Here is a 26,748-nt window from a genome sequence, read left to right on the forward strand (position 1 = left end):
TGCGGCAGCAGCGCATACGGACATCACGAGGCGCAGGCAGGAGACCACTGGCATGAAGGGCAATTTCATCGGCGGTGCATGGTGCGCCGGCTCGGCATCCCGCAGCAACATCAACCCGTCCGACCTTGATGACGTGGTCGGAGAATATGCGCAGGCCGATGCCGAGCAGGCACGCGCGGCCATCAATGCTGCACGTGACGCCCAGCATGCATGGCGGAACAGCGGCATCCAGGCGCGCGCGACCGCGCTTGATCAAATCGGTTCCGAATTGCTGGCCAGGCAGGCCGAGCTGGGCACGCTGCTTGCGCGAGAAGAAGGCAAGCCCCTCGCTGAAGGCGTCGCCGAGGTGGCGCGCGCCGGCCAGATATTCAAGTTCTTCGCCGGAGAAGCGGTCCGCACGGGCGGCGAGAGGCTGCCGTCGGTACGCCCGCTCGTCGACGTCGAAGTGACGCGCGAGCCGGTCGGCGTCGTCGGCATCATCACGCCATGGAATTTTCCGATCGCGATCCCGGCCTGGAAGATCGCGCCCGCGCTGGCCTATGGAAACAGCGTGGTGTTTAAGCCGGCCGATCTCGTGCCAGGCTCCGCGTGGGCGCTGGCGGACATCATCGGCCGTAGCGGCATTCCTGCGGGCACGTTTAATCTCGTGATGGGACGCGGCAGCATCGTCGGCAACGCGATCGTTTCGTCGCCGGAGGTCGATGCGGTCTCGTTTACCGGTTCGGTCGACACGGGCGGGCAGCTCCTGCAACAGGGCGCGCGGCAGTTCAAGCGGATGCAGCTCGAGATGGGGGGCAAGAACCCGCTCGTCGTGCTCGACGATGCTGACCTTGACGTCGCGATTGATTGCGCGATTCAGGGTGCGTATTACTCGACGGGGCAACGATGCACGGCTTCATCTCGCTTCATCGTGCAAAAGGGCATCTATCCGCGATTCGTCGAGCGCCTGACCGAGGCGCTTGGCCGGCTTCGCGTTGGCCATGCGCTCGATCCGGACACCCAGATCGGTCCCGTGATCGACGAGGCACAGCTTCAGCAGGATGAGCAGTACATTGCAATCGGCAAGCGCGAAGGCGCGACGCTCGCGTGCGGCGGCACAACGGTCGCCAGAAGCACCCGAGGATACTTCTTGGCGCCGGCACTGTTTACGGACGCGACGCCGAAGATGCGCATCGCGCGCGAGGAGATTTTCGGACCTGTTGCCTGCGCAATACCGGTCGACAGCTACGACGAAGCGCTCGCGGTCGCCAACGACAGCGAATTCGGACTCTCGGCTGGCATCTGCACGACTTCGCTCAAATATGCCACGCATTTCAAACGGCACGTTCGCAGCGGCATGGTGATGGTCAACGTGCCGACCGCCGGCGTCGACTACCACGTGCCGTTCGGCGGGACGAAGGCGTCCAGCTTCGGGCCACGCGAGCAGGGGACGTATGCGGTGGATTTCTTCACCACGGTCAAGACCGCATACACGAAGGCATACTTCGATTGAGCGGGCGCGGATCGAAATGGTCGACACGATCGCCGGGCGCGCGGCCATGCGCGGTGACCAGGCGAGCAGCATTCAATGAGGAGGAGACGTGGATTTCGATTTGATTATTGTCGGCTTTGGGCCGGTCGGCGCGGTCGCCGCCAACCTGGCCGGGCAGGCCGGACTGCGCACGCTGGTCCTGGAAAAATCCCTGACCATCTACGACAAGCCGCGTGCGATGGGCTTCGACCAGGAGGTCATGCGGATTTTCGGCAATCTGGGGATCGGCGAGCAGATCGCGCCCTATGTGATGCCTTACCGGCCATCCGAATACCGCACGACGGATTCGCGCGTGATTCGCCGCATCGGGGCGGCCGAGCCGCCGTTTCAGCTCGGGTGGGCGCCCAACTACGTGTTCATGCAGCCACAGATCGAAGGTACGCTCCGCGAGAACCTCGCGCGCTTCCCGTCGGTGACGGTCGAACTTGGCGCGGAAGTGACGGCAGTCCAGTCAGGCCAAGACGGCGCATCCGTCACGGTCGGCCTCGCATCCGGCGAGCAGCAGACCTACCGATCCGACTACGTGCTCGCGTGCGACGGCGGGACGAGTCCGATCCGCACGGGGCTCGGTCTCGGCATGGAGGATCTCGATTTCGACGAGCCGTGGCTGGTGGTCGATGTCGTGCTCAGGGACGGGTGCGGCGACAATCTGCCAACGACAAACGTCCAGTATTGCGAAATCGCACGCCCGTGCACGTTCGTCGTCGGGCCAGGCCGCGTGCGCCGCTGGGAATTCATGATTAATCCGGGCGAGACCCCAGCCGAGGTGATGGAGCCGGCGTTCGTGCGCAAGCTGATTTCGCGCTGGCTCGGCGACGACGAGTACGACATCTGGCGCGCGTCGTCCTATCGCTTCCATGCGCTGGTGCTGGAACGCTGGCGTGCGGATCGGGTGTTCTTCCTCGGCGACGCCGCGCACATGACGCCGCCTTTCCTGGCCCAAGGTATGTGCCAGGGTATTCGCGACGCGGCGAACCTCGTCTGGAAGCTCACGCTCGTGAAGCGGGGTGCAGCTGCTCCCGCGCTGCTCGACACCTACCAGGCCGAACGACTCCCGCACGTCAAACAAACCACGCTCGTAACCAAGGGACTTGGTAAGCTGATCTGCGAACGCGATCCGGTCGCGGCGCGCGAGCGGGACGAACGCCTGCTCGAAGAGGTCGCAGCCAATCCGCGGGGCACTGTCCGGCAATCGTTGATTCCCGGGCTGAACGCGGGATTCCTGTTGGCATCGCCTTATGGGCCGCGTGGTCAACTGTTTCCGCAGCCACGCGTCCGGCAGACGGACGAGAGTGAGGGCCTCCTCGACGAGGTGACGGGGGCCACGTTCCGAGTCGTCATTGCGGCGGACGCCGACGCCACTGTCGTCGCGCAGGTCGCACGCGAATGCGACGCGCTGCGCGACGCGGGCGTTCGGCTCGTCGTGATCGGTGCTGAGCAGCTCACTGCCGACGCGTCGCCCCATGCGTACCAGGATGTCAGCGGCGTACTGCTCGCGTGGATGAGGCGGCACGACTGCTGCGCCGTGATTGTGCGCCCCGATCACTATGTCTACGGTGCGTGCCGGAGGCCCGAGGACGCAGCCAAGCTGGTACAGGAACTCGCCGCCGCGCTGTCATCTGGCACGCCTCAGGAAAGCCAGACGCTCGCCACTTGCATATAAGCGTCTGAGACACCGGAAAGGCGCGAGGCGGTTGCAAGCCTCGCGCCTTTTTGCGTGGGCGTCAAGGAGCGGAGAATCTTGCACACATTGATATTTTGCGCATAAAATCCTCACATTACCCTTTGCTGTACGCCTCACGCCATGGACTCGACGCCCGCTTCGAACGGTGCTCCGCTCATTGACGTTGTATTCGCCCGGATGAAGACATCCATCATCCGCTGCGAACTCGCGCCCGGCACCCGACTGAAAGTCGAAAGCCTCTCTAAGACATACGGGCTGAGCAGCTCGCCGATTCGTGAAGCGCTGAACCGGTTGGCGCAGGACGGCATCGTGCAGGCGACGGAGAACCGCGGCTTCTGGGTTGCCCCGTTGAGCGTCGATGATTTCAAGGACATTACGCGCATTCGCGTGTTGCTTGAGAGCGAGGCACTGACAGACTCGATCGAGCATGGCGACGATGACTGGGAGGTCGCGGTGCTGACGGCGTTTCACCGGCTGAGTCTTGCCGAGAAGCGTCTAGGCCCGGGGCCAGTGGCGCTGGATGACGACTGGTCAGAGCGACATCGCGCGTTTCATATGGCACTGCTGTCGGCGACGCCGAGCCCGCTGCTGTCGAGCATGGTCGCATCGCTCTTCGATCGCGCGGAGCGCTACCGTCGCTATTCCGCGCTGCACCGAACCGAAGAGCGGCACAAAAGCAACGAGCACGAAGCGCTGATGAAAGCGGCGCTTGACCGGGATAAGGAGAAGGCGGCGCGGTTGCTTCGTAAGCACATCGAGGGCACGTTGACTCGCGTCGCGGGGGCGCTCGAGCGACAGTTGGCCACCGTTCAATAACGTAAACCGGCCGAAGTGTCGGCGTTTCTCAATCATGAGACCGGCAGTGCATTGCGCTGCCGGTCTCGTTTCGTCAGAACTTCGTTTGCAGCCCGATCCGGCCGATGAACTGTGAGCGGCCGCTCGACGGGCCGAACGTGCCGTTGATTGCCGCATTTGCTCCCGCGTTGGTCAGCTGATACACCGCTTGCGCGTAAACTGCCGTCCGCTTGGATAAATGATACTTGGCGACCGTATCGAGCTGATGGGCATGGTTATGATCGACCGTGGCGTTGCCCCACATGTACGTGTACGCGAGACTCGTCGAGAATGCCGGCGTCACTTGGTAAAGCGCCCCTGCTTCGGCCGCGTTCACTGCGGCGCCATTCTGCGTGTTTCGTGTATTGGTGAATAGGGCGGTGAGCAGGAGCTTGTCGTCTTGATATTTCGCACCGACGCCATAGTTGCGGATGCTGTCGCCGCCGAGCGACGCGTAGCGAACATCCGTGTAGGCTGCGCCGAACGCGAAAGGCCCGGCGCTGTAGCTCGCGCCGAAGCTCTCAGCGCTGTTCTGGCGGAAGTTCCCGGCCGTTCCCCCGAACGCATACATGCCCCCAAAACGGACGCCGCCCAGGAGTGGGCTGGTGTATTTGACTGCATTGTTCAACGGCGTGTCCCCATTCATGCGATCGAAATCGAATGCCTCGTTGGGTGGGGAATCAGGGATGCCCAGCTTGGCGAACGGACCGTCGCGAAACTGGTAGAAGCCGCCTGCATACATCGCGATGTCCGCACCGACGCCGAAGAAGAGCGTGTCGACCATGAAATCGTATTGTCGGCCGAGCGTGAGCTTCCCGTATCGGGTGTTGTCGAGGCCCACCCATGCATTGCGGGCGAATAGCCCGGTTCCTGATCCGCTGCCGTTGCTTTTCTGCGCGACGAGATTGCCTTGCAGCGTGAATTGCGTGGTCAACTGAAAGATCGCGCGCGTGCCGTTGCCCAGGTCTTCGGTGCCTTGGAAACCCAGCAGATTGGGCAGCGCGATCCCATCATCGAGCCGCCAGGCCGAATGGCCGCCTGTATTGCTGATGTACGAGACGCCTGCATCAAGTAGACCCCAGAGCGTCACGCTGCTTTGCGCGTAGGCGCCCGGTACAGCGCCTGCGCCGGCCGCGGCGGCGATCGCCGCGGTCATGATGCCTTTCTTCACCATCTCCTCCTCCAGAAGCGATTGTCTTCGTTGGCCCGTTAGCGGGCACAACGTCGTTGTAACGCACGTTATTATATTTTGTGCATATTCTAACAAATGTGCGTAAAATGCAATGGCCTGAAGAGGAGACGGAGGTTGGTGTTTACGCTTGCTGGCGTCGCAACATCGGCGTAGGTCGATCTGGTATGGCAAGGGAGCGGTACTCGCCGGACCGCGTTGGAGCCGGATGGATTTGCATTGGGGGGCGGCTCGGTGCGGAACAAACGTTGCACGGTAGGGCGCGCGACGACGAAGGCAGGAGCGTTCTTGCGCGGCCGGAAGCAGAGGCTTTTCCTTTCGAGCAACTGACTTTGCTCTGCCAAGTGCACCGTTCGGAGAGGTAGTGGATCCCACTGCGGCGCATGGTATGGGTTTACTCGAGCAAAGAGACGACAGCATGTCGCTTCTTTTGCGATGAAGCGCTTCCCACGGGGAAATCTAAAGTGACAGGTACAGGACATCGATCCGGCACTTTCGGCGACGTGTCACACGTGCTTATGCATAAGATCAATAGAATCGATTTTTCCTATTTAATGGGCGCTTCTATACTGGGCTGCGAATCGTTGCGTGCCGTGTTAGCACATGAACTGGGCGTGTCAAATTACACCAACGTCGCAACATGCGAGTGCGTGGTCAAGGCGAGGTACACGTCGCTTTGCCTTCAGGATGCGTGGACATCCCGACCACCACCGTCTCAATTTTCGTAGCCGGTCTTAGGAGATTTTGGGCTCGTACATCGCCGGTAAGTCTCGCTTATGGCTGTTCGTAGATGTCTTCTACGCTTGAGTAGTACTACAACAATCGCGTTCCATACTCATACTCTTCTGCACGACGGGCTGGTGGGTCGATTTTCACGAAATCGGACCTCCGCGGGTTGATGTTGGTGGCCGCGGAGGTCGGGGTCATTAGAACCGCACCGCAACTCCCGCGAATGCGCCAAACTGACTATGCCCATAGCGTGGGTTGCTGCTCGATGCGTTGCCGGACTGCGGATCGTCGGCGAGGTTTGCACCATACGCACCGCTGTTCAGCCCGAGGTTGGATGTTGCGCTGTTGCGCACGTAGCCGAGTTCCGAGTAGAGCAATGTGCGCTTGGACAGGCTATAGGTGCCAGCCAACGTGAACAGCGTCGCGTTGCCATTGCCTCGGTTTGCGTTCGCGTGGTAGACGGCGCCTGTCAGCGTTGTCGCGGGGTTTATCTGCCACGTAGAGCCGAGCCAAACGTGATCGACGGCGGTCGGCAGTGACGTACCGGCCGGCAACGCGGTGGGTGCCGCACTGCCGAAATAGCCGGTGTTCGACGCGTCCGGCGCGCTCAGATGCTGGTACCCGGCGTAGAAGCGCAGCGCGCCGGCGCGCAGCATGCCACCTGCCGAAATCGATCGCGACGCCGTATACACGTTGCTGAAGCGTCCCGTTGCGTCACGGATCTCGTCGTAGATCAACTGAAGCATTAACCGGTCGGTGTCGTATTGCAGCTTGATGCCGTCCGATCGGCCCTGTCCGCCGCCGAGCTGCGTTGGCGACGTGCCCGGCGTGCCGGCATTCCACGTCGTAGCGTTCGTGATCGCGTATTGCCCCTTTACGGTCAGGCCCGCGAGAGACGGCGACGTGTATTCGATTCCGTTCGCCGTCTGTGGCCAGACGCGGCCGCGCACCAACGTACCGACCGCGTATTTCTGTGCGTATTGCGGGTCGATGTCCGAAATGTCCTGCAGAACCTCGCTTTGTCCCATGTTGCCGAGCCGAAACGCGCCGTAGGCGGCGTTGCGCATGCCGACCGTCGCCTGGCCCGAGAAAAACGTGCCGTTCGTATAGCTGCCGTTCTGGGTATTCAGCCGGGTTTCTAGGCGGAACGTCGCTTGCGTGCCACCGCCCAATTCCTCGGTACCCGTGAAGCCGAGCCGCGAAGCGGCCCAGTTGCCGCTCGAGGCGGACACGCGATTGCCGCCAGGCAGGCCGGTCTCGTACTGCAACGCATTGTCGATGATGCCGTACAGCGTGACGCTGCTCTGTGCCGCCGCATTAGCGGATGCGACGATCGTCAATGCAAAAAGCGCTGAACGCTTCATTGTCTGTCTCCAAACCTATGTTATGGATTGCTTATTAATTTGATGGATTCGCCACCCGGTCATGACAATTCTTGATGATCCAGGCGATCCCGGATATTACGTGCCGATTGCAGCGAGGTTGCTAACGCCGCGATCGGCGCGCAAAGCATTACTTCAGGTACTGCCCCACGTTGTCACGGGTGATGGAAACGAACGGTACGAGCACGTCGCCCGATGGTCCTTTTCCGGCCCGGAGCGATTCGACGACCTGGTAGGCGGCCGACGCCTGGCCTTTCGCATCCTGGAACACCGTTTGCGCCATTTCACCCGCACGGATCTCGCGAAGTGCGTCTGCGGTGCCGTCGATACCGGAGACCAGCACGCCTTTCAGGCGCCCAGCCGTCTTGAGCGCCTGCAGTGCGCCCAGCGCCATCTGATCGTTCGCGGCGATGATCGCGTCGAACTGCGGGAAACGCTGGATCCAGTCTTCGGTGACCTGCATGCCCTGGCCGCGATCGTAGTTGCCGGGCAGGCTGGCGAGCAGCTTCACGTCCGGCCGCTTGTCGAGGCACGCCTGCTTGAACCCGTCGAAGCGCTCTTTGGAGTGGTACAGCCCCGGTGTGCCCTGCAGATACAGCACGCGAGCGTTCTTCGGCAGCTTCTGCGCCATCAGCTCGCCCTGCAGGCGCCCGGCGTCGAAGTTACGCGAACCGACAAACGTAAACTTTCCGCCGGCGGACTGCACGTTCAGCGCGACGACCGGAATGCCGGCGCGGTTCGCCTTCTGCACACCGGGCACGATACCCTGGTAGTCGACCGGCACGACGACGATCGCGTCGACCTTCTGCGCGATGAACGTATCGATTTGGTCGAGTTGTTTGTTGATGTCGCCGTTCGCGTCGGTGAACCGAACGTCGAGCTGAGGATCGGCCTTCGCGGCCTGTCCGAATGAGGTTTTGACCGTGTTAGGGAACACGTCGGAATCGAGCATGTTCGTGTAGCCGACCACGTAGCGTTTGTCGGCGGCCTGCGCGTGTGCTGCGGCGAGCATCCCGCCGATCAGCAGGGTTGCGACCATCAAGGTGATGCGTTTCATCTGCTCCTCCAGCCGGACGGTTCGATATGATCCCGGGTCGGTGGATCGTCCCGGGTCGGAAGCCTGGCGGCGCGGCCGTCCGTTTTCCGGTGCCGCCAGGCGAAAGCGGCGCATCAGGCCTTGCGTCGTTCGCCGGCCTTCTTGGTCCGGACGTCGAGGATGACTGCGAGCGCGATGATTAGCCCCTTCGCGATCTGTTGCCAGTAGGAGCTGACATTCAGCAGGTTCAGGATGTTGTTGATGACGCCGATAATCATCGAACCGACCATCGTGCCCACGATGGTGCCGGTGCCGCCCATCAGGCTGGTGCCACCGACGACGACAGCGGTAATCGCGTCGAATTCGTAGCCGACTCCGCCAGCAGGTTGGCCGGAGTTGATCCGAGACATCAGCACGATTCCGCCGATGGCCGTGAGTATTCCGCTGAAGATGAACGCCTGGCAGGTGACCCGGCGCGCGTTGATGCCCGACGCGACGGCCGCGCGGCTGTTGCCGCCAACCGCGTACACGTAGCGGCCGAACCGGGTGCGATGCAAGAGCGTCCACGACAATGCGAGCACGGCCAAGAGAATCAGCACGGAGACCGGTATCGGGCCGACCGATCCTTGCCCGATGACCGCGAAATCGCCGAGCCCGCTGACCGGGATGCCGTCGGTGTACAGCAGGATGGCGCCGCGCGCGACGGTCGTCATTGCGAGCGTCGTGATGAACGACGGAATACCGAAGCGCGTGACGACGAATCCGTTGATCACGCCGACAGCGACGCCCGTGGCGATGCCGGCCGCGACTGCGAGTGCGATGCTGCCCGTTGCGGCCATCACGCTCGCGGCGAGCGTGCCCGTGAGCGCGAGCACGGCGCCGAGCGACACGTCGATCTGACCGAGGATGATCACGAACGTTACGCCGCACGCGAGCAGGCTCACGACGACGACCTGCCGCAGCACGTTCGTCAAGTTCGCGGCGGTCAGGAACGTGTCGCTGACGAGTGACGCGAGCACGCAGATGCCGATGAAGATCAGCACGGTGCCGTATTTGCGGTAGAACGCGGCAAAGCCCATGCTGCGGACCTTCGTGAGGAACGACGCCGACGGCGTCAGCGGGTGGTCAGGCAGGCTATTGAACATTGTTTGCTCCGGTGGCCAGGGTCATGATGGATTCCTGCGACGCATGCTCTCGCGCGAGTTCGCCGGCAATGCGACCGGCGCGCATCACGACGATCCGGTCGCTCATGCCGAGAATTTCCGGCAGCTCGGACGAAATCATGATGATGGCGAGTCCTTCGCGCGCAAGTTGCGTCATCAGCTTGTGGATTTCCGATTTGGAGCCGACATCGATGCCGCGTGTTGGCTCATCGAGGATGAGTACCTTGAGATCGCCGAGCAACCATTTGGCGATGACGATCTTTTGCTGGTTGCCGCCGCTGAGCTGGCCGGCCGGTGTGTTCAGGTCGGCGGTCTTGATCTTCAGCAACTCCTTCATCCGCGTGGCGGCGCGTAGTTCCGACGCCTTGTCGATCAATGCACCGGACCGGAATTGCCGCAAATTCGCGAGCGAGATGTTTTCGAGGACGGAACGGCACAGTACGAGGCCTTCTGCTTTGCGATCCTCGGAGACCATCGCGATGCCACGCGCGATCGCGCTCGCGCAGCCGTCGCCGCGCAGTGTCTCGCCGTCGATGACGATCTCGCCGGCATCGAGTGCATCGAGACCGAAGATCGTGCGCACGACCTCGGTTCGGCCGGCCCCGATCAGCCCGGCAAAGCCGAGAATCTCTCCGCGCCGCACCGAAAAGCTGATGTCTTCGAACTCGCCGCGGCGTGTTGCACCGCGCACCTCGAGCACGGGTTCGCCGATCTGGACCGCTTCCTTCGGGAAGATGCTGTCGATGGTCCGGCCGACCATCAGCGAGATCAACCGATTTTCGTCATAGGCCGATGCGGGACCGGAGTCGACGTACTGGCCGTCGCGAATGATCGTGATGTCGTCGGCAATTCGGAAGATCTCGTCCATCTTGTGCGTGATGTAGATCATCGCGACGCCTTTCGCCTTCAATGCATTAATCTGGCGGAACAGCATTTCGACCTCGGTATCGCTGATCGCGGACGTCGGTTCGTCCATGATGATGAGCGACGCACCACGCGAGATCGCCTTCGTGATCTCGACCAGCTGCATACCCGCGATGCTGAGACTGCGCATCGGGCGGCGCGTGTCGTAATCGAGACCGACCTGGTCGAGGAGGGCGCGAGCTTCATCGTGCATCGCGCGGTCATCGACGAAAGCGCGGACGCGCGACAGCGGCCCCGGCATCCTGACGGATGGCTCGCGGCCGAGGAACAAGTTGTCTGCGATGCTCATGTCAAGCACCGGGCTCAATTCCTGATGGATCATTGCGATGCCGGCGTCCAGCGACGCCTTCGTATCGTGCTGCGCGAGTGCCTGCCCGCGAAAGCGGATTTCTCCGCCGTCGATCGCGTGCTCGCCGCTGAGGATCTTCATCAGCGTCGATTTGCCGGCGCCATTCTCGCCGACGAGCACATGGGTCGTGCCGGCGCGCACCTTTAGCGATACGCGGTCGAGTGCGAGCACGCCGGGAAACGCTTTCGTGACGTCGCGCATTTCCAACACGTAGTCGTCCTGCTCCGAAACCATTGGACTGCTCCTTTGCGTCTGCGACCAGGTCGGTACGCGGACGCGAGTCATTAGTGATCTCGACGGGTGGTGCGCATTCCGGAAGCGCCGTGAATGCTGACGCCACCGCCCGGCGGCACGTGATCAGCTCGGGAGGTGCGCGTCCGGCAGGCGGCGCGTCAGCGTCGAGAGTCGAGGGGCAGAGGGCGCGAACGGCGCACGCTGGGTGCGACTCGCGTCCCAGGCGGGATCGAATTTCATCGGATGTCTCCAGTTGTATCGTTCTATGTGCGCCGTTCGGCCTGTGACAAGGCCGATGCCGTGCGGCCCGACGCCCGCGGATCGACAGGACGAAGCGCGGGCGATACGGGCGAAGGCGGACACGGCGACGGACGCGGCCGCGCGTGTCCTTTCGGGTCTTACTGACTGATGCTTTGCTTCAGTGCGTCGATCGACGTGCGGATGCCGGCTTCGACCGACATCGTCAGGTCTTCCATCTCCAGCGACACCCAGTCGTTGTAGCCGGTCATCCGGACGACGGAGAAGAACTCCTTCCACCACTGCAGATCGCGGCCGCAGCCGACGGCGACGTAGTTCCATGCGCGGCGCGCAACGTCTTCGACGGGCTTGGTTTCGAGCAGACCGTTGACGTCAACGAGCCCACGCTCGAGACGGACGTCCTTGCCGTGAACGTGGTGGATCGCGGGGCCGAGCGCCCGCGCGGCGGCGATCGGGTCGGCACCCATCCAGATCAGGTGGCTCGGATCGAGATTGAGACCGACCTTTGGGCCCACTGCGTCACGCAGACGGAACAGCGTTTCAGGATTCCACACGAGCATCGAACTGAAATTCTCCAGCGCGAAGCGTTCGACACCGCATTCGTCCGCTTTCGCAACGAGCTTGCGCCAGTACGGGATCGCGACCTCGTCCCACTGATAATCGAGACATTGCTTCAGCGTCGGGGGCCAGCTCACCGTGTACGTGATCCAGTTCGGGATCGTGTCTTGCGGGCTCGCTGGCGGCAGGCCGCTCATCAGCACGATCTTCTTGACACCGAGCAGGCCGGCGAGCTGGATCGCCTTGTCAGTGTCGGCGCGGTGCTTCGCGCCGAGCGCACCGGGGTCGAGCGGGTTGCCGGACACGTTCAGTGCGGCAATCGACATCCCGCGGCTTTCGAGCGCTGCGACAAACTCGCGCCGGTTCGCAGAGTCAGCGAGCAGCTCGTCGGCGCGCACGTGCGGCGCGGATGACCAGCCGCCGACGGTCATTTCGACGCCGGACACGCCCAGTTCGCACAGCTTGTCGAGCATCTTTTCGTACGGGAGATTGCCGAGGCTGTCGGTGCAGATGGAGAGTTTCATGATGAGAAGATTCCTGGTATCGATCGTAGAGGGCGTCAGTGCGTCATTCGAAGTGGACCCACGCGCCATTCGCGTCGGCGGAGCGCACGCAGTTCTCGAGCCAACGCACGCCCTCGAGGCCAGCGTCGATGCCGGGATAGACGAGCTTCCCGAGCGTCTGCGCATCGCCGCGGCGCTTCGCATCGATTGCAATCGCGAACTTCAGGTAGATGTTGGCCCACGATTCGGCGAGCCCTTCGGTATGCAGCGCGCCGAGGCGTTCGTCCGCGTTGCAGCTGTCGTCGAGATACGACATGCCGCGATGCATCGTCTGAATCGGCATGCCCTGCACCTCGTAGCGCAGTTCGCTCGGATTTGCGTCGGACCATACGAGGCTCGCCTTGCTGCCGACGATTCGGATCCGCTGGCTGTCCATGCAGCCCGCGTTCACCGACGATGCCCACATCCGGCCGACCGCGCCGTTTTCGTAGCGCATCAGCACGAACGCGTTGTCCTCGAGCGGCGCGCGCGACGGAATGAAGCTCTGGCGATCGCACATCAGCTCCTTGATCCGCAGCTTCGGCGCGATGAGCTGCGACATGTAGTACGTGTGCGTCGACAGGTCGCCGAGCACGAACGTCGGGCCCGCGACCTTCGGATCGACACGCCATTTCTGTGCGTCGCTGACCTTGTCCACTGCGTCCGTGGCGTTGAAGCCGTGCGTGTACTGCAGGTCGACGACGCGCACATCGCCGATCTCGCCGTTCTCGACCATCGCACGCATCTGCAGCAGCAGCGGGTGACCGGAAAAGCCGTAGGTCACGCCGACGATCAGGCCTTTTTCGTCCGCGAGTGCCTTGATTTCCCGCACCTCCTGCGTCGTGAAGAACAGCGGCTTCTCGCAGATCACGTGCAGGCCAGCCAGCAGCGCGGCCTTCGTGATCTCGTAATGGGTGCCATTCGGCGTCGCAATCGATACGACCTCGATCCCGTCGTCGCGCTTCGCCTCTTCGCGAAACAGCGTCTCGTAGTCCGAGTAGCAGCGCTGCGGATCAACGCCCAGATTGGTGCCGAAATCGCGGCCGCGCGCGACGTCGATATCGAATGCGCCCGCGACCAGCTGGTACGCGGTGTTGTCGCGCAGCGCGCCGCTGCGATGCTTGTAGCCGACCTGCCCGGTCCGGCCACCGCCGACCATTGCCCAGCGCAATGGGCGTGCGATTTTGCGTTCACCGTTCAACACGATTGCAATTTCCTCTGTTCTATTAGTGATCCTGATTGTGGCGTCGCCCGACATCGGGTCGCGCCGCCGTCGCCTCCATTGCCGGCCCGTGGAACGCGTTACGCCACGAACTTGCAACCGGGTGCAAAGCTGAGTCAAAAAAACGACCGATCTGCCGGCCGTATTTGCAACCGGGTGCAACAAGTGGGGTAAAAAATGGCGCGTGTGCACCCGGTTGCAAATACAGTAGACTGCGAAACTGACAATGTCAATCAGGAACGAACGAATGGCCAACAAAAATTCCGACGGGGCGTCGCGCAAGGTGACGGCGAGCGACGTCGCCGCGCGGGCGGGCGTGTCCAAGTGGACCGTGTCGCGCGCGTTCACCGAAGGTGCTTCAATTTCCGAAGACGCGCGCGAGCGCGTGCTGCAGATCGCGGCGGAACTCGGCTACCGGCCGAACCTGCTCGCGCGTAGCCTGACGACGCGCCGCAGCGGAATAGTCGGCCTCGTTGTTGACGAGTTGGCGAATCCAAACCTCGCGCCGGTGCTCGACGAGGTGACCGACCAACTGCAGCGACGCGGTTATTTGGCGATGCTGCTGAACATCAGCTCAGATCACAGCCGCGATACGCTTTCGCTGGCCGACCAGTTCCAGGTCGACGGGCTGATCTTTCTCGGCACGGTACTGACGGGCGAACTGGTCGAGTTCGCGCAGAACATCCGCCATATTCCGCTGATCGTGCTGTACCGCAACAGCGACATTCCTCATATCCAGGTGGTATCGACCGACGGCTATGCGGCCGGGCGGCAGATCGCGGCGTTGCTGGCCGAGCAGGGCGCCGCGCGGATCGGCTACATGGCCGGCCCGCCGTCGCAATCGACTCAGCTGAAGCGGTTCGACGGCTTTCGTGACGGTTTGGCCGAGCGCGGGCTTGCGGTTGAAGTCGTTCTGGAGGCCGGGCACTATCGCCGCGACTGCGGACATCGTGCGATGTCCGAATATCTGGCCGCGACTGCCGATGTGGATCGCGTCGACGCGGTGTTCTGCGAAAACGACATCCTTGCGATCGGTGCACTGGAGGCACTCAAGCAGCGCAAGCGCGCCGGAACGATCGGCATAGTGGGCTTCGACGACATAGAACTCGCTTCGTCGCCGAGTTACGAGCTGACGACCTACCGACAGCCGATGAAGCAACTCGTTAACGAAGCGATGCGGCGGTTGACCGACGGCGACGGCCTGCCGCGCACGTTTCTCGCGCCTGGCGAACTGGTGATACGGCGTTCGCATCTGCGACGCCGCTGATGGGCGGGAGCCGGCGCATACCGGCTCGCCCCGCAATCACCCTCATCGACCGGTAATGACCCGAACACAACAAACGCGATGTGGTTGAATTCCCGGGTTGACATCACCTGAGCGCTGATCTACTGTCTTGCAACCGGTTGCAATTAAGCGCCGGTTTTTTCGGGACGTCTTTGCACCCGGTTGCAAAGTCTGCAGAAAAGCCCGGACGCATCGCGGCGCGAGGCCGAACACGCACACGCTTTCGTCAAATGAACAAGGAGACACAGATGGTCAATGCATTCGATGCCGCGGCGACGCACGCGCCGGCGGGTGGAACGGCAGCCGCGGACGTCAGCGGGGACCGCTTCGTGAAACGGATCGCACGAGTTGCGACACTTGGCGGACTGCTGTTCGGCTATGACACCGGCGTGATCAACGGTGCAATCACATACATGCAGCGCGATCTCGCGCTCACGCCGCTGCTGGAGGGGATGGTAGCGAGCTTCCTGCTGCTTGGCGCGGCGACCGGCGCGGTGTTCGGTGGCCGGTTCGCGGACAGCGGCGGTCGTCGTCGCAACATTCTGATGCTGGCTGTGCTGTTCCTGGTCGGCGCGCTCGCCTGTGCGGCCGCACCGAACGTCCCGGTGCTGATCGCGTCACGGTTCGTGCTTGGGCTTGCCGTCGGCGGGGCATCGGTGTCGGTGCCCACGTACCTTGCCGAGATCGCACCGGCCGAGCGCCGCGGTCAGATCGTCACGCGCAACGAACTGATGATCGTGACCGGCCAGATGCTCGCATTCGTGTGCAACGCTGCGCTTGGCAGCACATGGGGCGCGGATCATGGCATCTGGCGCTGGATGCTGGTCGTGGCAACGCTGCCTGCCGTACTGCTCTGGTTCGGCATGCTCTCGATGCCGGAAAGCCCGCGTTGGCTCGCATCGAAAGGGCGCATTGCCGAGGCATTTCGTGTGCTCGAGCAAGTCCGCGACAAGCAGCGCGCGAAGTCCGAAATGGAGGAAATCCGCCGCGTCGACGCACGGCCCGATGCCGCGACGCGCGGCGGCTGGGGCGAACTCGCGACGCCGTGGATGCGGCGCGCGTTTCTGGTTGGCGTCGGTATCGCGATCGCGCAGCAGGCGACCGGAGTGAACGCGATTATGTACTACGGTACGCAGATCCTGACGTCGTCCGGGTTTGGCACGCAGACCGCGCTGATTGCCAATGTCGCCAACGGTGCAATTTCGGTCGCCGCCGTGCTCATCGGGATTGTCCTGCTCGGCAGGCTGGGGCGTCGGACCATGTTCCTTACCGGATTGTCGGGCACGACGCTGTCGCTGTTGGCGATCGGGCTGTGCTCGGTGCTGATGCCGTATTCCGCGATGCGCGCGTACCTGATTCTTTCGGCGATGGTCGTGTTTCTCGCGTTCATGCAGATGTTCATCGGGCCGGTGAGTTGGGTGATGCTCGCGGAAATCTTTCCGCTGAAGCTGCGCGGCTTCGGTTTCGGCTTTGCCGGCTGTGTGCTGTGGATCGTCAATTTCGCGATCAGCCTCGTGTTCCCCGTGTTCGTCGCGTATGCAGGTGTCGCGTCGACGTTCTTCACATTCTTCGTGTTCGGCATCGGTTCGCTCGTGTTCGTGGCGAGGTGCGTGCCCGAAACCCGGGGCCGTAGTCTCGAGGAAATCGAAGTCGCGCTGCGAGCGAAGTACGCCGGCACACATCAATGAAGGCGGGATATCACCACGGAAACCCGGACCGAAAACTACGAGGTAGACGCATGAGTTTCATCAGATTGACCATGGCACAGGCGCTAGTGCGCTTTCTCGACAACCAGTACGTCGAGTTCGACGGCATCCAGACGAAATTCGTCAAGGGCGTGTTCACGATCTTCGGGCATGGCAACGTACTCGGTATCGGCCAGGCACTCGAGCAGAATCCCGGCGAACTGGTCGTGCACCAGGGGCGTAACGAGCAAGGGATGGCGCATGCGGCCATCGGTTTCGCGAAGCAATGCCGCCGCCGGCAGATCTATGCGTGCACATCGTCCGTCGGGCCCGGTGCGGCGAATATGGTAACGGCCGCTGCGACGGCGACCGCGAACCGGATCCCGCTACTGCTGCTGCCCGGCGACGTGCACGCGGGGCGTCAGCCGGATCCAGTGCTGCAGCAAATCGAACTGCCGCACGACCTGTCGATCAGCACGAACGACGCGTTCCGTCCGGTCAGCCGCTATTGGGATCGCATCGCGCGCCCTGAGCAATTGATGAGCGCGTGCCTGAATGCGTTTCGTGTGTTGACGGATCCCGCCGAGACAGGCGCGGTGACGCTTGCGCTCCCGCAGGATGTCCAGGCGCAGGCCTACGATTATCCCGAATCGTTCTTCGCGAAACGTGTGCACGCGATTGACCGCCGTCCGCCTGCGCCCGACGCGATCGGACGCGCGGCTGCTGCTGCCAGCGGACGCAAGCGTCCGTTGCTCGTTTGCGGCGGCGGGGTCCGTTATTCGGACGCTGCCGATGCGGTTCGTCGCTTCGCAGAGCGCTTCGGGATTCCGGTCGCGCAGACGCAGGCAGGCAAGGGCGCGCTGCCGTGGGACCACCCGCTGAACCTCGGCGGGATTGGCGAGACGGGTTCGCTCGCCGCGAACACGATTGCGCGCGACGCCGATCTCGTGATTGGCGTCGGCACGCGCTATACCGATTTCACGACGTCGTCGAAATGGCTGTTCCAGCATCCCGACGTGTGCTTCGTCAACGTGAACGTAAGCGCGTTCGATGCGGGCAAGCTCGATGGCGTGCCGGTGATCGCTGACGCGAAACTCGCGCTCGATTCGCTTGCCAACGCGCTCGAACGGGAAGGCTTCCACGCCGCTTACCGGAGCGAGGTGCGCGATGCATGCGCGGCGCAGCGCGACGAAGAGGAGCGTGTTCATCGTGTCCGCTACACAACCGAGCGGTTTGTACCAGAGATTGACGATCACCTCGATCGCGGAGTGCTCGACGAATTCGTGCGTGTCACGGGCTCATCGTTGACGCAGACGCAGGTGCTCGGCGCGCTGAATGCAAAGCTCTCCGACGGCGATGTGGTTGTCGCGGCGGCGGGCAGCCTGCCCGGTGACCTGCAGCGGATCTGGCACGTGCATGGCGACGACAGCTACCACGTCGAATACGGCTATTCGTGCATGGGGTACGAGGTCAACGCGGCGCTCGGCGTGAAGCTCGCGCAGCCGCACAAGGAAGTGTTCGCGTTCGTCGGCGACGGCTCGTACATGATGCTGCACTCGGAACTCGTCACGTCGATCCAGGAGCGTCGCAAGATCAACGTCGTGCTGTTCGACAACATGACGTTCGGCTGCATCAATAACCTGCAGATGGAGCACGGGATGGGCAGCTTTGGCACCGAGTTCCGCTATCGCGACGGCGACACGGGTGGGCTGACCGGCGGCTTCGTGCCAGTCAATTTCGCGGCGAACGCCGCTGCATACGGCTGCAAGACCTACACAGTCACGTCGCTCGACGCGCTCGAGGCGGCGCTCGACGATGCACGACGCCAGACGGTTTCGACGCTGATCGACATCAAGGTGCTGCCGAAGACGATGGTCCACAAGTACGCGTCGTGGTGGCACGTCGGCGTGCCGGAGGTGTCGACGAACCAGCGTGTGGCCGACGCCGAGCAAAAGATGAAGCAGGCGCTCGCCCAAGCGCGCCGCTATTGACCGACGAAAGCGATGGCGGACGGCCGTCGCCTTTCATTTTCCCCAGGAGCAAGCATGCGTATCGCCCTCGATCCCTACATGTACCGCCATCTGCCGTTGCCGAAGATGGTCGAGAAGGTCGCCGAACTTGGCTACGACTACATCGAACTGTCGCCGCGCGACGATTTCTTGCCGTTCTACAAGTACCCGCGTGTCGACAAGGCGCGCGTGCGCGAATTCCGGCACGCGCTACGCGACAACGGTGTGCGGCTGTCGTCGTTGCTGCCGCTGTATCACTGGTCGCATCCGGACGAAGCGATGCGCACGGCCGCGGTGCGCAACTGGAAGCGTGCGATCCAGGTAGCCGTCGAAATGGAGTGCGACCTGATGAACACCGAGTTCAGCGGCCAGTCGGACCATGCGCTGGTCTGCGAGAACCAGTTCATGCGTTCGATGGAGGAACTGCTGCCGGTGTTCGAGCGCGAAGGCATCAAGCTCGATATTCAAGCGCATCCGTACGATTTCTGCGAGCGCAACAACGAATCGGTCGACATCATCCGCGGGCTCGACAAGGATTGGGTCAACTATCTGTACGCGGTGCCCCATACGTTCTTTTATGACGACGGTAAGGGCGACATCGCCGCGATGATCGAGTATGCAAAACCGAAGCTGACGCACCTGATCATCGCCGACACGTACAACCATCGCGCGTCGTCCAATCTTCGCTACATCGTGAACCCGCCTGGCGTGACCGCGACCGTGCACCAGCATCTGGACATCGGTCAGGGCGAGATTGACTGGGACGCCTTCTTCCGCGCGGTGCGCGGTATCGGATTCGACGGGATTGCGACGGTTGCGGTGTTCGCGTGGGAAGAGCGCGCGGATGAATCGAGCCGGATGATGCTCGACGCGGTGAAGAAGGGGCTCGGCGTCGAGTAAGGTCGTCGCCGGAACGTGCCTAAATTCATTCAACATATATAGGAGTACAGATCGTGAAAACCCGTGCAATCGACGCGGAAAAACGATTCGACCTGATCTGCGTCGGCCGGCTTGCGGTAGACCTGTATGCGCAGCAGGTTGGCGCGCGGCTTGAGGACGTGACGAGCTTTTCGCGGTATCTTGGCGGTTCGTCCGCGAATATCGCATTCGGCTGTGCTCGCCTTGGCCTGAAATCGGCAATGCTGTCACGCGTCGGCAACGACCATATGGGGCGGTTCCTCGTGGAGACGCTGGAACGCGAAGGTTGCGACACGAGCCATGTGGCGGTCGATCCGCAGCGGCTCACTGGCCTTGTTCTGCTCGGGCTGAAGGACCGCGATACCTTCCCGCTAATCTTCTATCGCGAGAATTGCGCGGACATGGCGCTCGATGTGACCGACTTCGACGAGGCCTTCATTGCGTCGAGCCGCGCGCTGCTGATCACCGGCACGCATTTTTCGACTGCGCATGTGCATCGCGCGAGCATGCAAGCGCTCGACTTCGCGCGCCGTAACGGCGTGCGCACGGTCCTCGACATCGACTATCGCCCCGTGCTGTGGGGGCTGACCGGCAAGGCGGATGGCGAGACGCGCTTCATTGCCGACGGCAGTGTCAGCGCGCATCTTCGCGGAATCCTGCCGTCGTTCGACCTGATCGTCGGTACCGAGGAAGAGTTCCGGATCGCCGGAGGTCGGGATGACCTGCTCGAGTCGCTACGTGCGGTGCGCGAGGTCACGTCTGCGACGCTGGTCGTTAAGCTCGGGCCGCTCGGCTGCACGGTGATCGACGGCCCGATTCCCGACTCGCTCGACCGCTCGGCGCTACACCGCGGCGTGCAGGTCGAGGTGCTGAACGTTCTCGGCGCGGGGGATGCATTCCTGTCCGGATTTCTCAGCGGCTGGCTGCGCGATGCTGACGTCGAAACTTGTTGCCGTTACGCGAATGCATGCGGTGCGCTCGTCGTGTCGCGTCACGCGTGTGCGCCGGCGATACCGACGCCGGCGGAACTCGGCTATTTCCTCGAGAATGCATCTCGAATGCAGCGTCCGGATCGCGACGCCACGCTTGTACGGTTGCATCGGAAGAGTCCTCATCGGCACGAATGGGACGAGGTGCTCGGCTTCGCATTCGACCACCGCGACCAGTTTCTCGCGATGGCGCAACAGTCCGGCGCCGCACCCGAGCGCATTTCCGAGCTCAAGCAACTGTTCGTGCAGGCCGTCAAGGAAACCGAAAAGCAGCATCCTGGTTGCGCCGGGCGGATGGCGGTGCTGATCGACGACCGCTACGGCCAAGATGCGCTGAATGGCGCAACCGGGCGTGGGTGGTGGATCGGGCGGCCGGTCGAGCTTCCCGGCTCGAATCCGTTGCAATTCGAGCATGGCCGCTCGATCGGCACGACACTGATGTCGTGGCCGCGCGAACATGTCGTCAAATGCCTGGTCCAGTACCACCCTGACGACGAACCGGCGCATCGGTTCGAACAGGAAGCGCAGTTGCGAGCACTGTATGACGCCGTACAGGCGAGCGGACACGAGCTGCTGCTCGAAGTGATTCCGCCGAAGGATCGGTCGCAGGGACCGGACGTCGTCGTCCGCGCGCTCGAAAGGCTCTACGACATCGGCATCTATCCGGAATGGTGGAAGCTCGAGGCGATGAGCGCGGACGCGTGGCACGCGGTCGATGCGCTGATTGATGCGCGTGATCGGTACTGTCGGGGCGTCGTGTTGCTCGGGCTCAGTGCGCCGGTCGACCGGCTCGCTGAAGGTTTCGCAGCGGCCGGCGCGAGCCGCACGTGCCGCGGGTTCACGGTCGGGCGGACGATTTTCGACGAACCGAGCCGCGCATGGTTTGCCGGCGAGATCGACGATCGCACGCTGGTCGACCGTGTGCGCGCGAATTTCGACACGTTGATTCGGCTTTGGCGTCAGGCGCGCCCGAAACGGGAGGCAGCATGACGAACCTGCTCGTGAAAGGTCGGCAGGAGGGCCGCGACATTGCGATTGTCACGCCAGCGCTGGCCGGATGGTGTCACGTCGGTTTCACCGCGAAACGCATTGCACGTGGCGAACATGATGCATTCGGTACCGGCGGAACGGAGCTGTGCATCGTCGTGCTGACCGGCACGGTGACGGTTTGCGCCGGCGAACAAGTGTGGCGCGAGATCGGCGGCCGGCGCAGCGTGTTTGACGACGGCGCACCGTATTCCGTTTATTTGCCGCCGCGCACGATGGTGACGATCGACGCGCACGACGATGCGGAGGTCGCGTTGTGTTCCGCGCCCGCGAGCGGCAGTCATGAAGCACGGTTGATTGCGCCGTCGTCTGTTGCATGTTCGATGCGTGGCAGTGGTACGAACAAACGTTACGTGCGTGACATTCTTCCACAGACGGAGCCGGCGGAAGCGCTGCTGGTGGTCGAGGTCGTGACGCCGGCAGGCCATTCGTCGAGCTACCCACCACACAAACATGATGCCGACGACATTCCTGCGGAGAGTGTGCTGGAGGAAACCTACTATCACCGCATTGATCCGCCGCAGGGATTCGCGTTTCAGCGGGTGTATACCGATTCACGCGATATCGACGTTGCATACGCGGTCGAAAACCATGACGTCGTGATGGTACCGCGCGGCTATCACCCGGTGGTGGCGCCGCACGGCTATCGCAGCTATTACTTGAATGTGATGGCAGGCCCCAAACGCGTGTGGTATTTCAAAAATGACCCCGTCCACGAATGGATGTTGGAGAAGTAGGGTGATTGGTACGGGCGACGATGGAGAAAGCCTCGGAGTCACTCATGTTGCAGCCGAGAGTGCTCGCGGCGGTGCGGGGTTCATTCCGCTTCAAGCCACCGTGAATCGGGGCGAACATTCGGGTGATCTACTGGCGCGAATCGCCTTGGCTTATCCGACAATGTCGCCACTGATGCAGAGAATTGCACGTGACATCGAACGGAACGCGTCAACACTTGCGATCGATCGTATTCAATCGGTGGCCGCGCGATGTGCCGCTCACCCGTCCGCAATTGTACGATTTGCGCGGCTGTTCGGGTACGATGGATTCCGGTCATTTCGTGATGTATTCCGGTTCGACGGAGGGAGTTTGCCGGACACGGAGCGGATCCCGGACGACGCGTGGCGTTCGTGGCTGTCCGATCGGGTCGAGCAGACTTGTGCGGGCCTCCTCACATGGCTGCATGAGCTAGACGATCAAACGGTCGTGCATGCGGGCGGCAGGCTTGAACGTGCTGGACGGATTCGAATAGCTGGTACGCCGAGCGCGTTGCCGGTTTGCCACTTCATGCTCTGTGCGTTAGTCGAACTTGGCCGACCTGCTGAACTGGTTTGGTCTTCCCGCAACGTAGGCCCCGTGAACCATCAAGATGACGTGTGGATGCTGATCGGTTTGCGCGACCGCTGCCCGATTTTCAATGAGATAGTGGATCGGATACGACAGACTAATGTGCCCGTAGTCGCCTTAGTAGACCGTAATGTGTCGTGGCATGCCGATCCAACGTGGGACCTGCTGATATCTCCGCAGTTAGGTGAGTCCGATTATGACGGGATCGCGGGCGCCATCACGTTATGCGGAGCGCTTGTCGCGGTTACCTCGCAGCACAAGCCGTCGACCGAGATAGATATAGACACGTTTTGACTGGGTGGCCGATTTAGATTTGCTGTTTCCGCCAATCCATGCCGGAACGGCACATTCTATTTCACTTATGGATCCAAGAGTCCTACATTCGCTGCCAACACAAGGCACAGTACGCGGTGCGTGACATCTACACGACACTATGGAGAAGAGCTACACGTGCCTAGTGGGCGGCGCGGGCTTGCCAATGCTGAGCCGTTCGCTCGAGAAAATTGCCGGACACGTAGACGTGGTTATGGAAGGGGGGAAAATGTTGAGTATGCTGCAGTTGGAAACATTTGCCGCCGTGGTTGAGCACCGACACTTCACGCGCGCCGCCGCCGCATTGAACATTTCACGCGGCGCGGCTTCGCGGAGGGTGAAGATCCTTGAGGAAAGCTTGGGAGCGCTACTGCTGAGCCGCGAGCCGCCTCTCACCCCAACAAAGGCGGGGGAAGACGTTCTGCGATATTTTATGTCAGTCCGTCTTCTGGAGGACGCGCTGCTTCGGCGCATCATGCCAGGCAGTATGGCGACGACAGCCATTGCCCTCGCTGTTAACGCCGATTCGCTAGCAACATGGTTCGAGCCTGTCGCGCGACAACTTGCGCTCCAGCACCTGGCGCTTGAGATCGTCGTTGACGATCAGGATCATACGCTCCAGGCTCTGGCTCGCGGCGACGTTAAGGGATGCCTGTCGACACAACGCAAGCCTGTTGAAGGTTTTCTTGCTGAACTGGTCGGGCAGATGCGATACCAATGCGTGGCCACCCCCCAGTTTGCTTTTCAGTACTTTCCTGATGGCATTACTTTACCCAGTGCGCTCAAGGCCACGGCAGTCTTATTCGACAGAAAGGACATGTTGCACGATGCGTTTCTCGACTCGTGCTTCGGCGTGTCTGTGGGGAGGTATCTGAAGCATTATTTTCCGTCTCCGGCGGCGCTGCTCAATGCTATCCGTAGCGACCTGGGATACGGACTCGTGCCATCGATGCAGGCTGAGCCACTGATTAATTCTGGAGAACTGGTTGCACTTGCACCCAAACATGACTTGATGATCGATCTCTATTGGCATCACTGGGAATCCGAGCCTGAGCCGCTCGCGAGAATCAGTGCATTGGTTATCGATGCCGCGCGAAAGAGCTTGGTGCAGGCTCACGGGAAGGAAGGCTACGCGTGAAGCGCCGGGATGACTGACAGCGATCCGCCCAGTTTCCGTCAGGCGTCGTCTACAGAGGCCCGCATGGCGCGATACCTAGGGGCGTACGCGCCTGACACCGAGCGTTATCTGCCAGGTAAGCAACATGCAGGTGGATGCAAGAAGGCCGGCCGGCAGCGGGAGCCAACCCGCGACATCGAAGATGCCAGTCCAATGGATGGCGGCAACAAGCAGTGATACGCCAGCACCGGCGAGCAACATCATGGCTGCGCAGCGAGGAGGGACCTTCAGCCCGGTCTCATGAAGGATGAATAGCAACCCGACGGCGGCGACGTAAACGACGTTCAGTGCAACGATGGTCGAGACGATCGCCTGCCCGTCGGCCGCAATCGCAGATCCAATGGCGATAATTAAAATGCGTCGGTAGTGGGCGCGGTGGCCGCCGCCCTTCACCACTCTTTCCAGTGCGCATGCCATCGCTCGTGTGAGGGCGCTGCCCGAACCGAGCGCAGCGAGCAGGATGACGCCGATGCACAGCGGACCCAGCGGCCCGCCAGTTTGTAGGATTAGCGAAGGGATCGCGCTCGCACTGTCGTGCAGGCCGGACAGCCTTCCAGCATGTAGCGCTGCGACAACGGCTGCGGCCGGAAGAAATCCCGTGGCCGTGAGAAAGAGGCCCGCGAGCACGCAGCCGAGCCACGCGTCTCGCGGTCGGCGCGCTGCAATGACAAATTGTTGATAGTCCGAGCCAGTAATCACCAGAAACCCGATTGCAGCAATGGTCACCAGGGTCTCCGCTCGTGGAGTTCCGCGCACTTCGCTAGCAAAGGACGGCCATGCGTGCAGATACACGGGGAGGCCGTTCGACGCGACGAGGGCATGTACAAGGGCGGTATTCGTCACGAACAGGCAGATTACAAAGACCGTTGCTGCCATGCCGAGTTCAAGAGAAGACATTATGAGCAAGCCGGCCGCAATGACTGCCAGCGCAGGCATTGCTGGGAGTCCCATAGCCACAAGGACCGCGATACCTCCGTGAATCTGGGCGGCAAGGACGCCAGACATCCAAACGAGCGACAGAAGCGCCACGAGCTTGCGGACCACTGTTCCATAGCGGTCGCCGAACACGTCCCAGATGAGTTCCCGTGTCCGCCACAGTGCCGACGCCGCAAGCGCAAGCGCCAGCATGCCCAGTGCGGTGACGATCGCATAGAGACTACCTGCCATCCCGGCATGAACAGCCATCTCTCCCGAACCCAGCAGGAACGCGACGCCATAGCTCGCGGAGACAAGTAGTGAACCGACACCAACGGCACCAAGCTTACGCTGCGTCATTGTTTGCTCCCAAGGGCGTGACCCATTCGCGGACCACCGCGTCAGGGCCGCGAAAATACGTGTGGCAGACTCTGGCCGTGCCGGCGAAGGCGGGCAATGCCAGCAACGTCCGATGAGCGCGAGCGAGGCGATGATAGGGAATCGACGGGATCAGATGATGCGTGAGGTGGTAGCCGTTGTTGCGCGGATGAATGATCCAGCGCCACAGGCTGTGGGAAGAAATGTCGCGCGTGTACCGGAATATCCCGCCCGGATGCCGGCCGAAGTGATCGCACAGTTCGCGAAACGTGGTAATTGGGTGAAAGACGGTGATTTTCGCCAGCATCCAGATGCCGAAGAAGAGTGCCGCTGTATTGATGCCCCATGCAAGCGTCACACCGCCCAGTATGGCCGCCCACCAAACTAAAATGCCGAGGCCCTGAAACCAGCCTACTCGCTGCAGATGCCCGAACGTTGAGCCGAGCCACGCAGCCGGTGTAAGCAGCGCACGGAGAAATGGGTGCCACCAGTCGTCGCCCGGATTGTGCTGAACGGTGATGTAGTCGGGGTCGCGTATCGGATCGCCCAGCCACGCGTGGTGGCGCGCGTGGAGTTCGCGATAGAGGGTGAGACTGTTGAAAAGCGCCGGCGCAATGAAAAGGCGCGCCAGCGTATCGTTGACTACGTTTGAGCGTGCAAGGTTGCGATGCGCGGCGTCATGTAGCAGGTTCCCGAGCGCGCGCTGCCGGTTGCCGATCCATGCAACGGCCGCTGGTGCCCACCACATTGCGAGGCGATGCATGATCAGCATGGCGGCGGCGATGATCAGCCAGTCAAACGTGATGTCGATCACGACCTTGAAGATGTCGGGCGACGTCATGGCCCGGTGCACGTCGCTCCATTCGGGAAATGACGGGCGGATGAGATCTTGGTCGTTCGTTATGGCGCGATGACTCATGGGTGACCTCCCGATCTATGAATCACGGTTTGCCCTCGCTGTAGGCAAAAAGTGCAAGCCAGGGTGAAGCGCAAAAGGAGTTTTGATCTTACGAAACGATCAGTCGCGCGATGCCGTGTTCTACAAATTTGCACA

General features: G+C 62.1%; 20 protein-coding genes. 11 read left to right on the top strand and 9 right to left on the bottom strand.

The window, feature by feature from the left end; genetic code table 11:
* The first annotated feature begins 52 nt into the window (after window positions 1-52).
* From NQV17_RS16525 to NQV17_RS16535, 3 genes are all read left to right on the top strand, one after another.
* The gene (locus NQV17_RS16525; RefSeq protein ID WP_257773053.1) at window positions 53-1,492 is read left to right on the top strand and encodes an aldehyde dehydrogenase family protein; all 1,440 of its coding nucleotides are present in this window, start codon (window positions 53-55) and stop codon (window positions 1,490-1,492) included.
* A gap of 88 nt (window positions 1,493-1,580) precedes the next feature.
* Window positions 1,581-3,194 (top strand): bifunctional 3-(3-hydroxy-phenyl)propionate/3-hydroxycinnamic acid hydroxylase, encoded by a 1,614-nt coding sequence (locus NQV17_RS16530; RefSeq protein ID WP_257773054.1) that lies wholly within the window; start codon window positions 1,581-1,583, stop codon window positions 3,192-3,194.
* Between the two features lie 141 nt (window positions 3,195-3,335).
* Window positions 3,336-4,031 (top strand): GntR family transcriptional regulator, encoded by a 696-nt coding sequence (locus tag NQV17_RS16535; RefSeq protein ID WP_257773055.1) that lies wholly within the window; start codon window positions 3,336-3,338, stop codon window positions 4,029-4,031.
* Window positions 4,032-4,104: 73 nt separating this feature from the next.
* Here the strand turns inward: NQV17_RS16535 and NQV17_RS16540 are convergent, their stop codons facing one another.
* From NQV17_RS16540 to NQV17_RS16570, 7 genes are all read right to left on the bottom strand, one after another.
* Entirely contained in the window at window positions 4,105-5,205 is a 1,101-nt protein-coding gene (locus tag NQV17_RS16540; protein WP_374692725.1) for a porin, read from the bottom strand.
* A gap of 959 nt (window positions 5,206-6,164) precedes the next feature.
* On the bottom strand, window positions 6,165-7,331 hold the full coding sequence (locus NQV17_RS16545) for a porin (RefSeq protein WP_257773057.1): 1,167 nt from the start codon (window positions 7,329-7,331) through the stop codon (window positions 6,165-6,167).
* A 148-nt stretch (window positions 7,332-7,479) separates the two neighbouring features.
* Window positions 7,480-8,520 carry a sugar ABC transporter substrate-binding protein gene (locus tag NQV17_RS16550; RefSeq protein ID WP_257773058.1) on the bottom strand — a complete coding sequence of 347 codons (1,041 nt, stop codon included), beginning with the start codon at window positions 8,518-8,520 and terminating at the stop codon, window positions 7,480-7,482.
* A complete protein-coding gene (locus NQV17_RS16555; protein ID WP_257773059.1) occupies window positions 8,520-9,530 on the bottom strand; it encodes an ABC transporter permease in 1,011 nt (336 codons plus the stop codon). Before NQV17_RS16555 ends, NQV17_RS16550 begins: the two co-directional genes overlap by 1 nt.
* On the bottom strand, window positions 9,520-11,022 hold the full coding sequence (locus NQV17_RS16560) for a sugar ABC transporter ATP-binding protein (RefSeq protein ID WP_257773060.1): 1,503 nt from the start codon (window positions 11,020-11,022) through the stop codon (window positions 9,520-9,522). Before NQV17_RS16560 ends, NQV17_RS16555 begins: the two co-directional genes overlap by 11 nt.
* Before the next feature lie 431 nt (window positions 11,023-11,453).
* A complete protein-coding gene (locus tag NQV17_RS16565; protein WP_257773061.1) occupies window positions 11,454-12,395 on the bottom strand; it encodes a sugar phosphate isomerase/epimerase in 942 nt (313 codons plus the stop codon).
* Window positions 12,396-12,438: 43 nt separating this feature from the next.
* A complete protein-coding gene (locus tag NQV17_RS16570) occupies window positions 12,439-13,617 on the bottom strand; it encodes a Gfo/Idh/MocA family protein (protein WP_257773062.1) in 1,179 nt (392 codons plus the stop codon).
* A gap of 265 nt (window positions 13,618-13,882) precedes the next feature.
* Between NQV17_RS16570 and NQV17_RS16575 the strand changes: the two genes are divergently transcribed.
* The 8 genes from NQV17_RS16575 to NQV17_RS16610 all read left to right on the top strand — a co-directional run bounded on the left by NQV17_RS16575 (window position 13,883) and on the right by NQV17_RS16610 (window position 24,362).
* Window positions 13,883-14,902 (top strand): LacI family DNA-binding transcriptional regulator, encoded by a 1,020-nt coding sequence (locus NQV17_RS16575; RefSeq protein WP_257773063.1) that lies wholly within the window; start codon window positions 13,883-13,885, stop codon window positions 14,900-14,902.
* Window positions 14,903-15,168: 266 nt separating this feature from the next.
* Window positions 15,169-16,608: a sugar porter family MFS transporter gene (locus NQV17_RS16580; RefSeq protein WP_257773064.1), complete on the top strand. Its 1,440-nt coding sequence runs from the start codon at window positions 15,169-15,171 to the stop codon at window positions 16,606-16,608.
* Window positions 16,609-16,658: 50 nt separating this feature from the next.
* Window positions 16,659-18,596 carry a 3D-(3,5/4)-trihydroxycyclohexane-1,2-dione acylhydrolase (decyclizing) gene (gene iolD / locus NQV17_RS16585; RefSeq protein WP_374692726.1) on the top strand — a complete coding sequence of 646 codons (1,938 nt, stop codon included), beginning with the start codon at window positions 16,659-16,661 and terminating at the stop codon, window positions 18,594-18,596.
* Between the two features lie 54 nt (window positions 18,597-18,650).
* Window positions 18,651-19,514 (top strand): sugar phosphate isomerase/epimerase family protein, encoded by an 864-nt coding sequence (locus tag NQV17_RS16590; protein WP_257773066.1) that lies wholly within the window; start codon window positions 18,651-18,653, stop codon window positions 19,512-19,514.
* 53 nt (window positions 19,515-19,567) lie between these two features.
* Window positions 19,568-21,511, top strand: coding sequence for a 5-dehydro-2-deoxygluconokinase (gene iolC / locus NQV17_RS16595; protein WP_257773067.1), 1,944 nt, complete (start codon window positions 19,568-19,570; stop codon window positions 21,509-21,511).
* On the top strand, window positions 21,508-22,305 hold the full coding sequence (gene iolB, locus NQV17_RS16600) for a 5-deoxy-glucuronate isomerase (RefSeq protein ID WP_257773068.1): 798 nt from the start codon (window positions 21,508-21,510) through the stop codon (window positions 22,303-22,305). The genes iolC and iolB overlap by 4 nt, the downstream gene beginning before the upstream one ends.
* Before the next feature lies 1 nt (window position 22,306).
* Entirely contained in the window at window positions 22,307-23,206 is a 900-nt protein-coding gene (locus NQV17_RS16605; protein WP_257773069.1) for a MurR/RpiR family transcriptional regulator, read from the top strand.
* Window positions 23,207-23,453: 247 nt separating this feature from the next.
* Window positions 23,454-24,362 (top strand): HTH-type transcriptional regulator ArgP, encoded by a 909-nt coding sequence (locus NQV17_RS16610; RefSeq protein ID WP_257773246.1) that lies wholly within the window; start codon window positions 23,454-23,456, stop codon window positions 24,360-24,362.
* 75 nt (window positions 24,363-24,437) lie between these two features.
* On the opposite strand, the gene NQV17_RS16615 is transcribed toward NQV17_RS16610, so the two are convergent.
* Both NQV17_RS16615 and NQV17_RS16620 read right to left on the bottom strand, forming a co-directional pair.
* A complete protein-coding gene (locus tag NQV17_RS16615) occupies window positions 24,438-25,676 on the bottom strand; it encodes a sodium:solute symporter (protein WP_257773070.1) in 1,239 nt (412 codons plus the stop codon).
* Window positions 25,663-26,613: a fatty acid desaturase gene (locus tag NQV17_RS16620; protein WP_257773071.1), complete on the bottom strand. Its 951-nt coding sequence runs from the start codon at window positions 26,611-26,613 to the stop codon at window positions 25,663-25,665. The genes NQV17_RS16615 and NQV17_RS16620 overlap by 14 nt, the downstream gene beginning before the upstream one ends.
* Between the last annotated feature and the right edge of the window lie 135 nt (window positions 26,614-26,748).

The organism is Burkholderia sp. SCN-KJ (assembly GCF_024656005.1).
Lineage (GTDB): Bacteria > Pseudomonadota > Gammaproteobacteria > Burkholderiales > Burkholderiaceae > Burkholderia.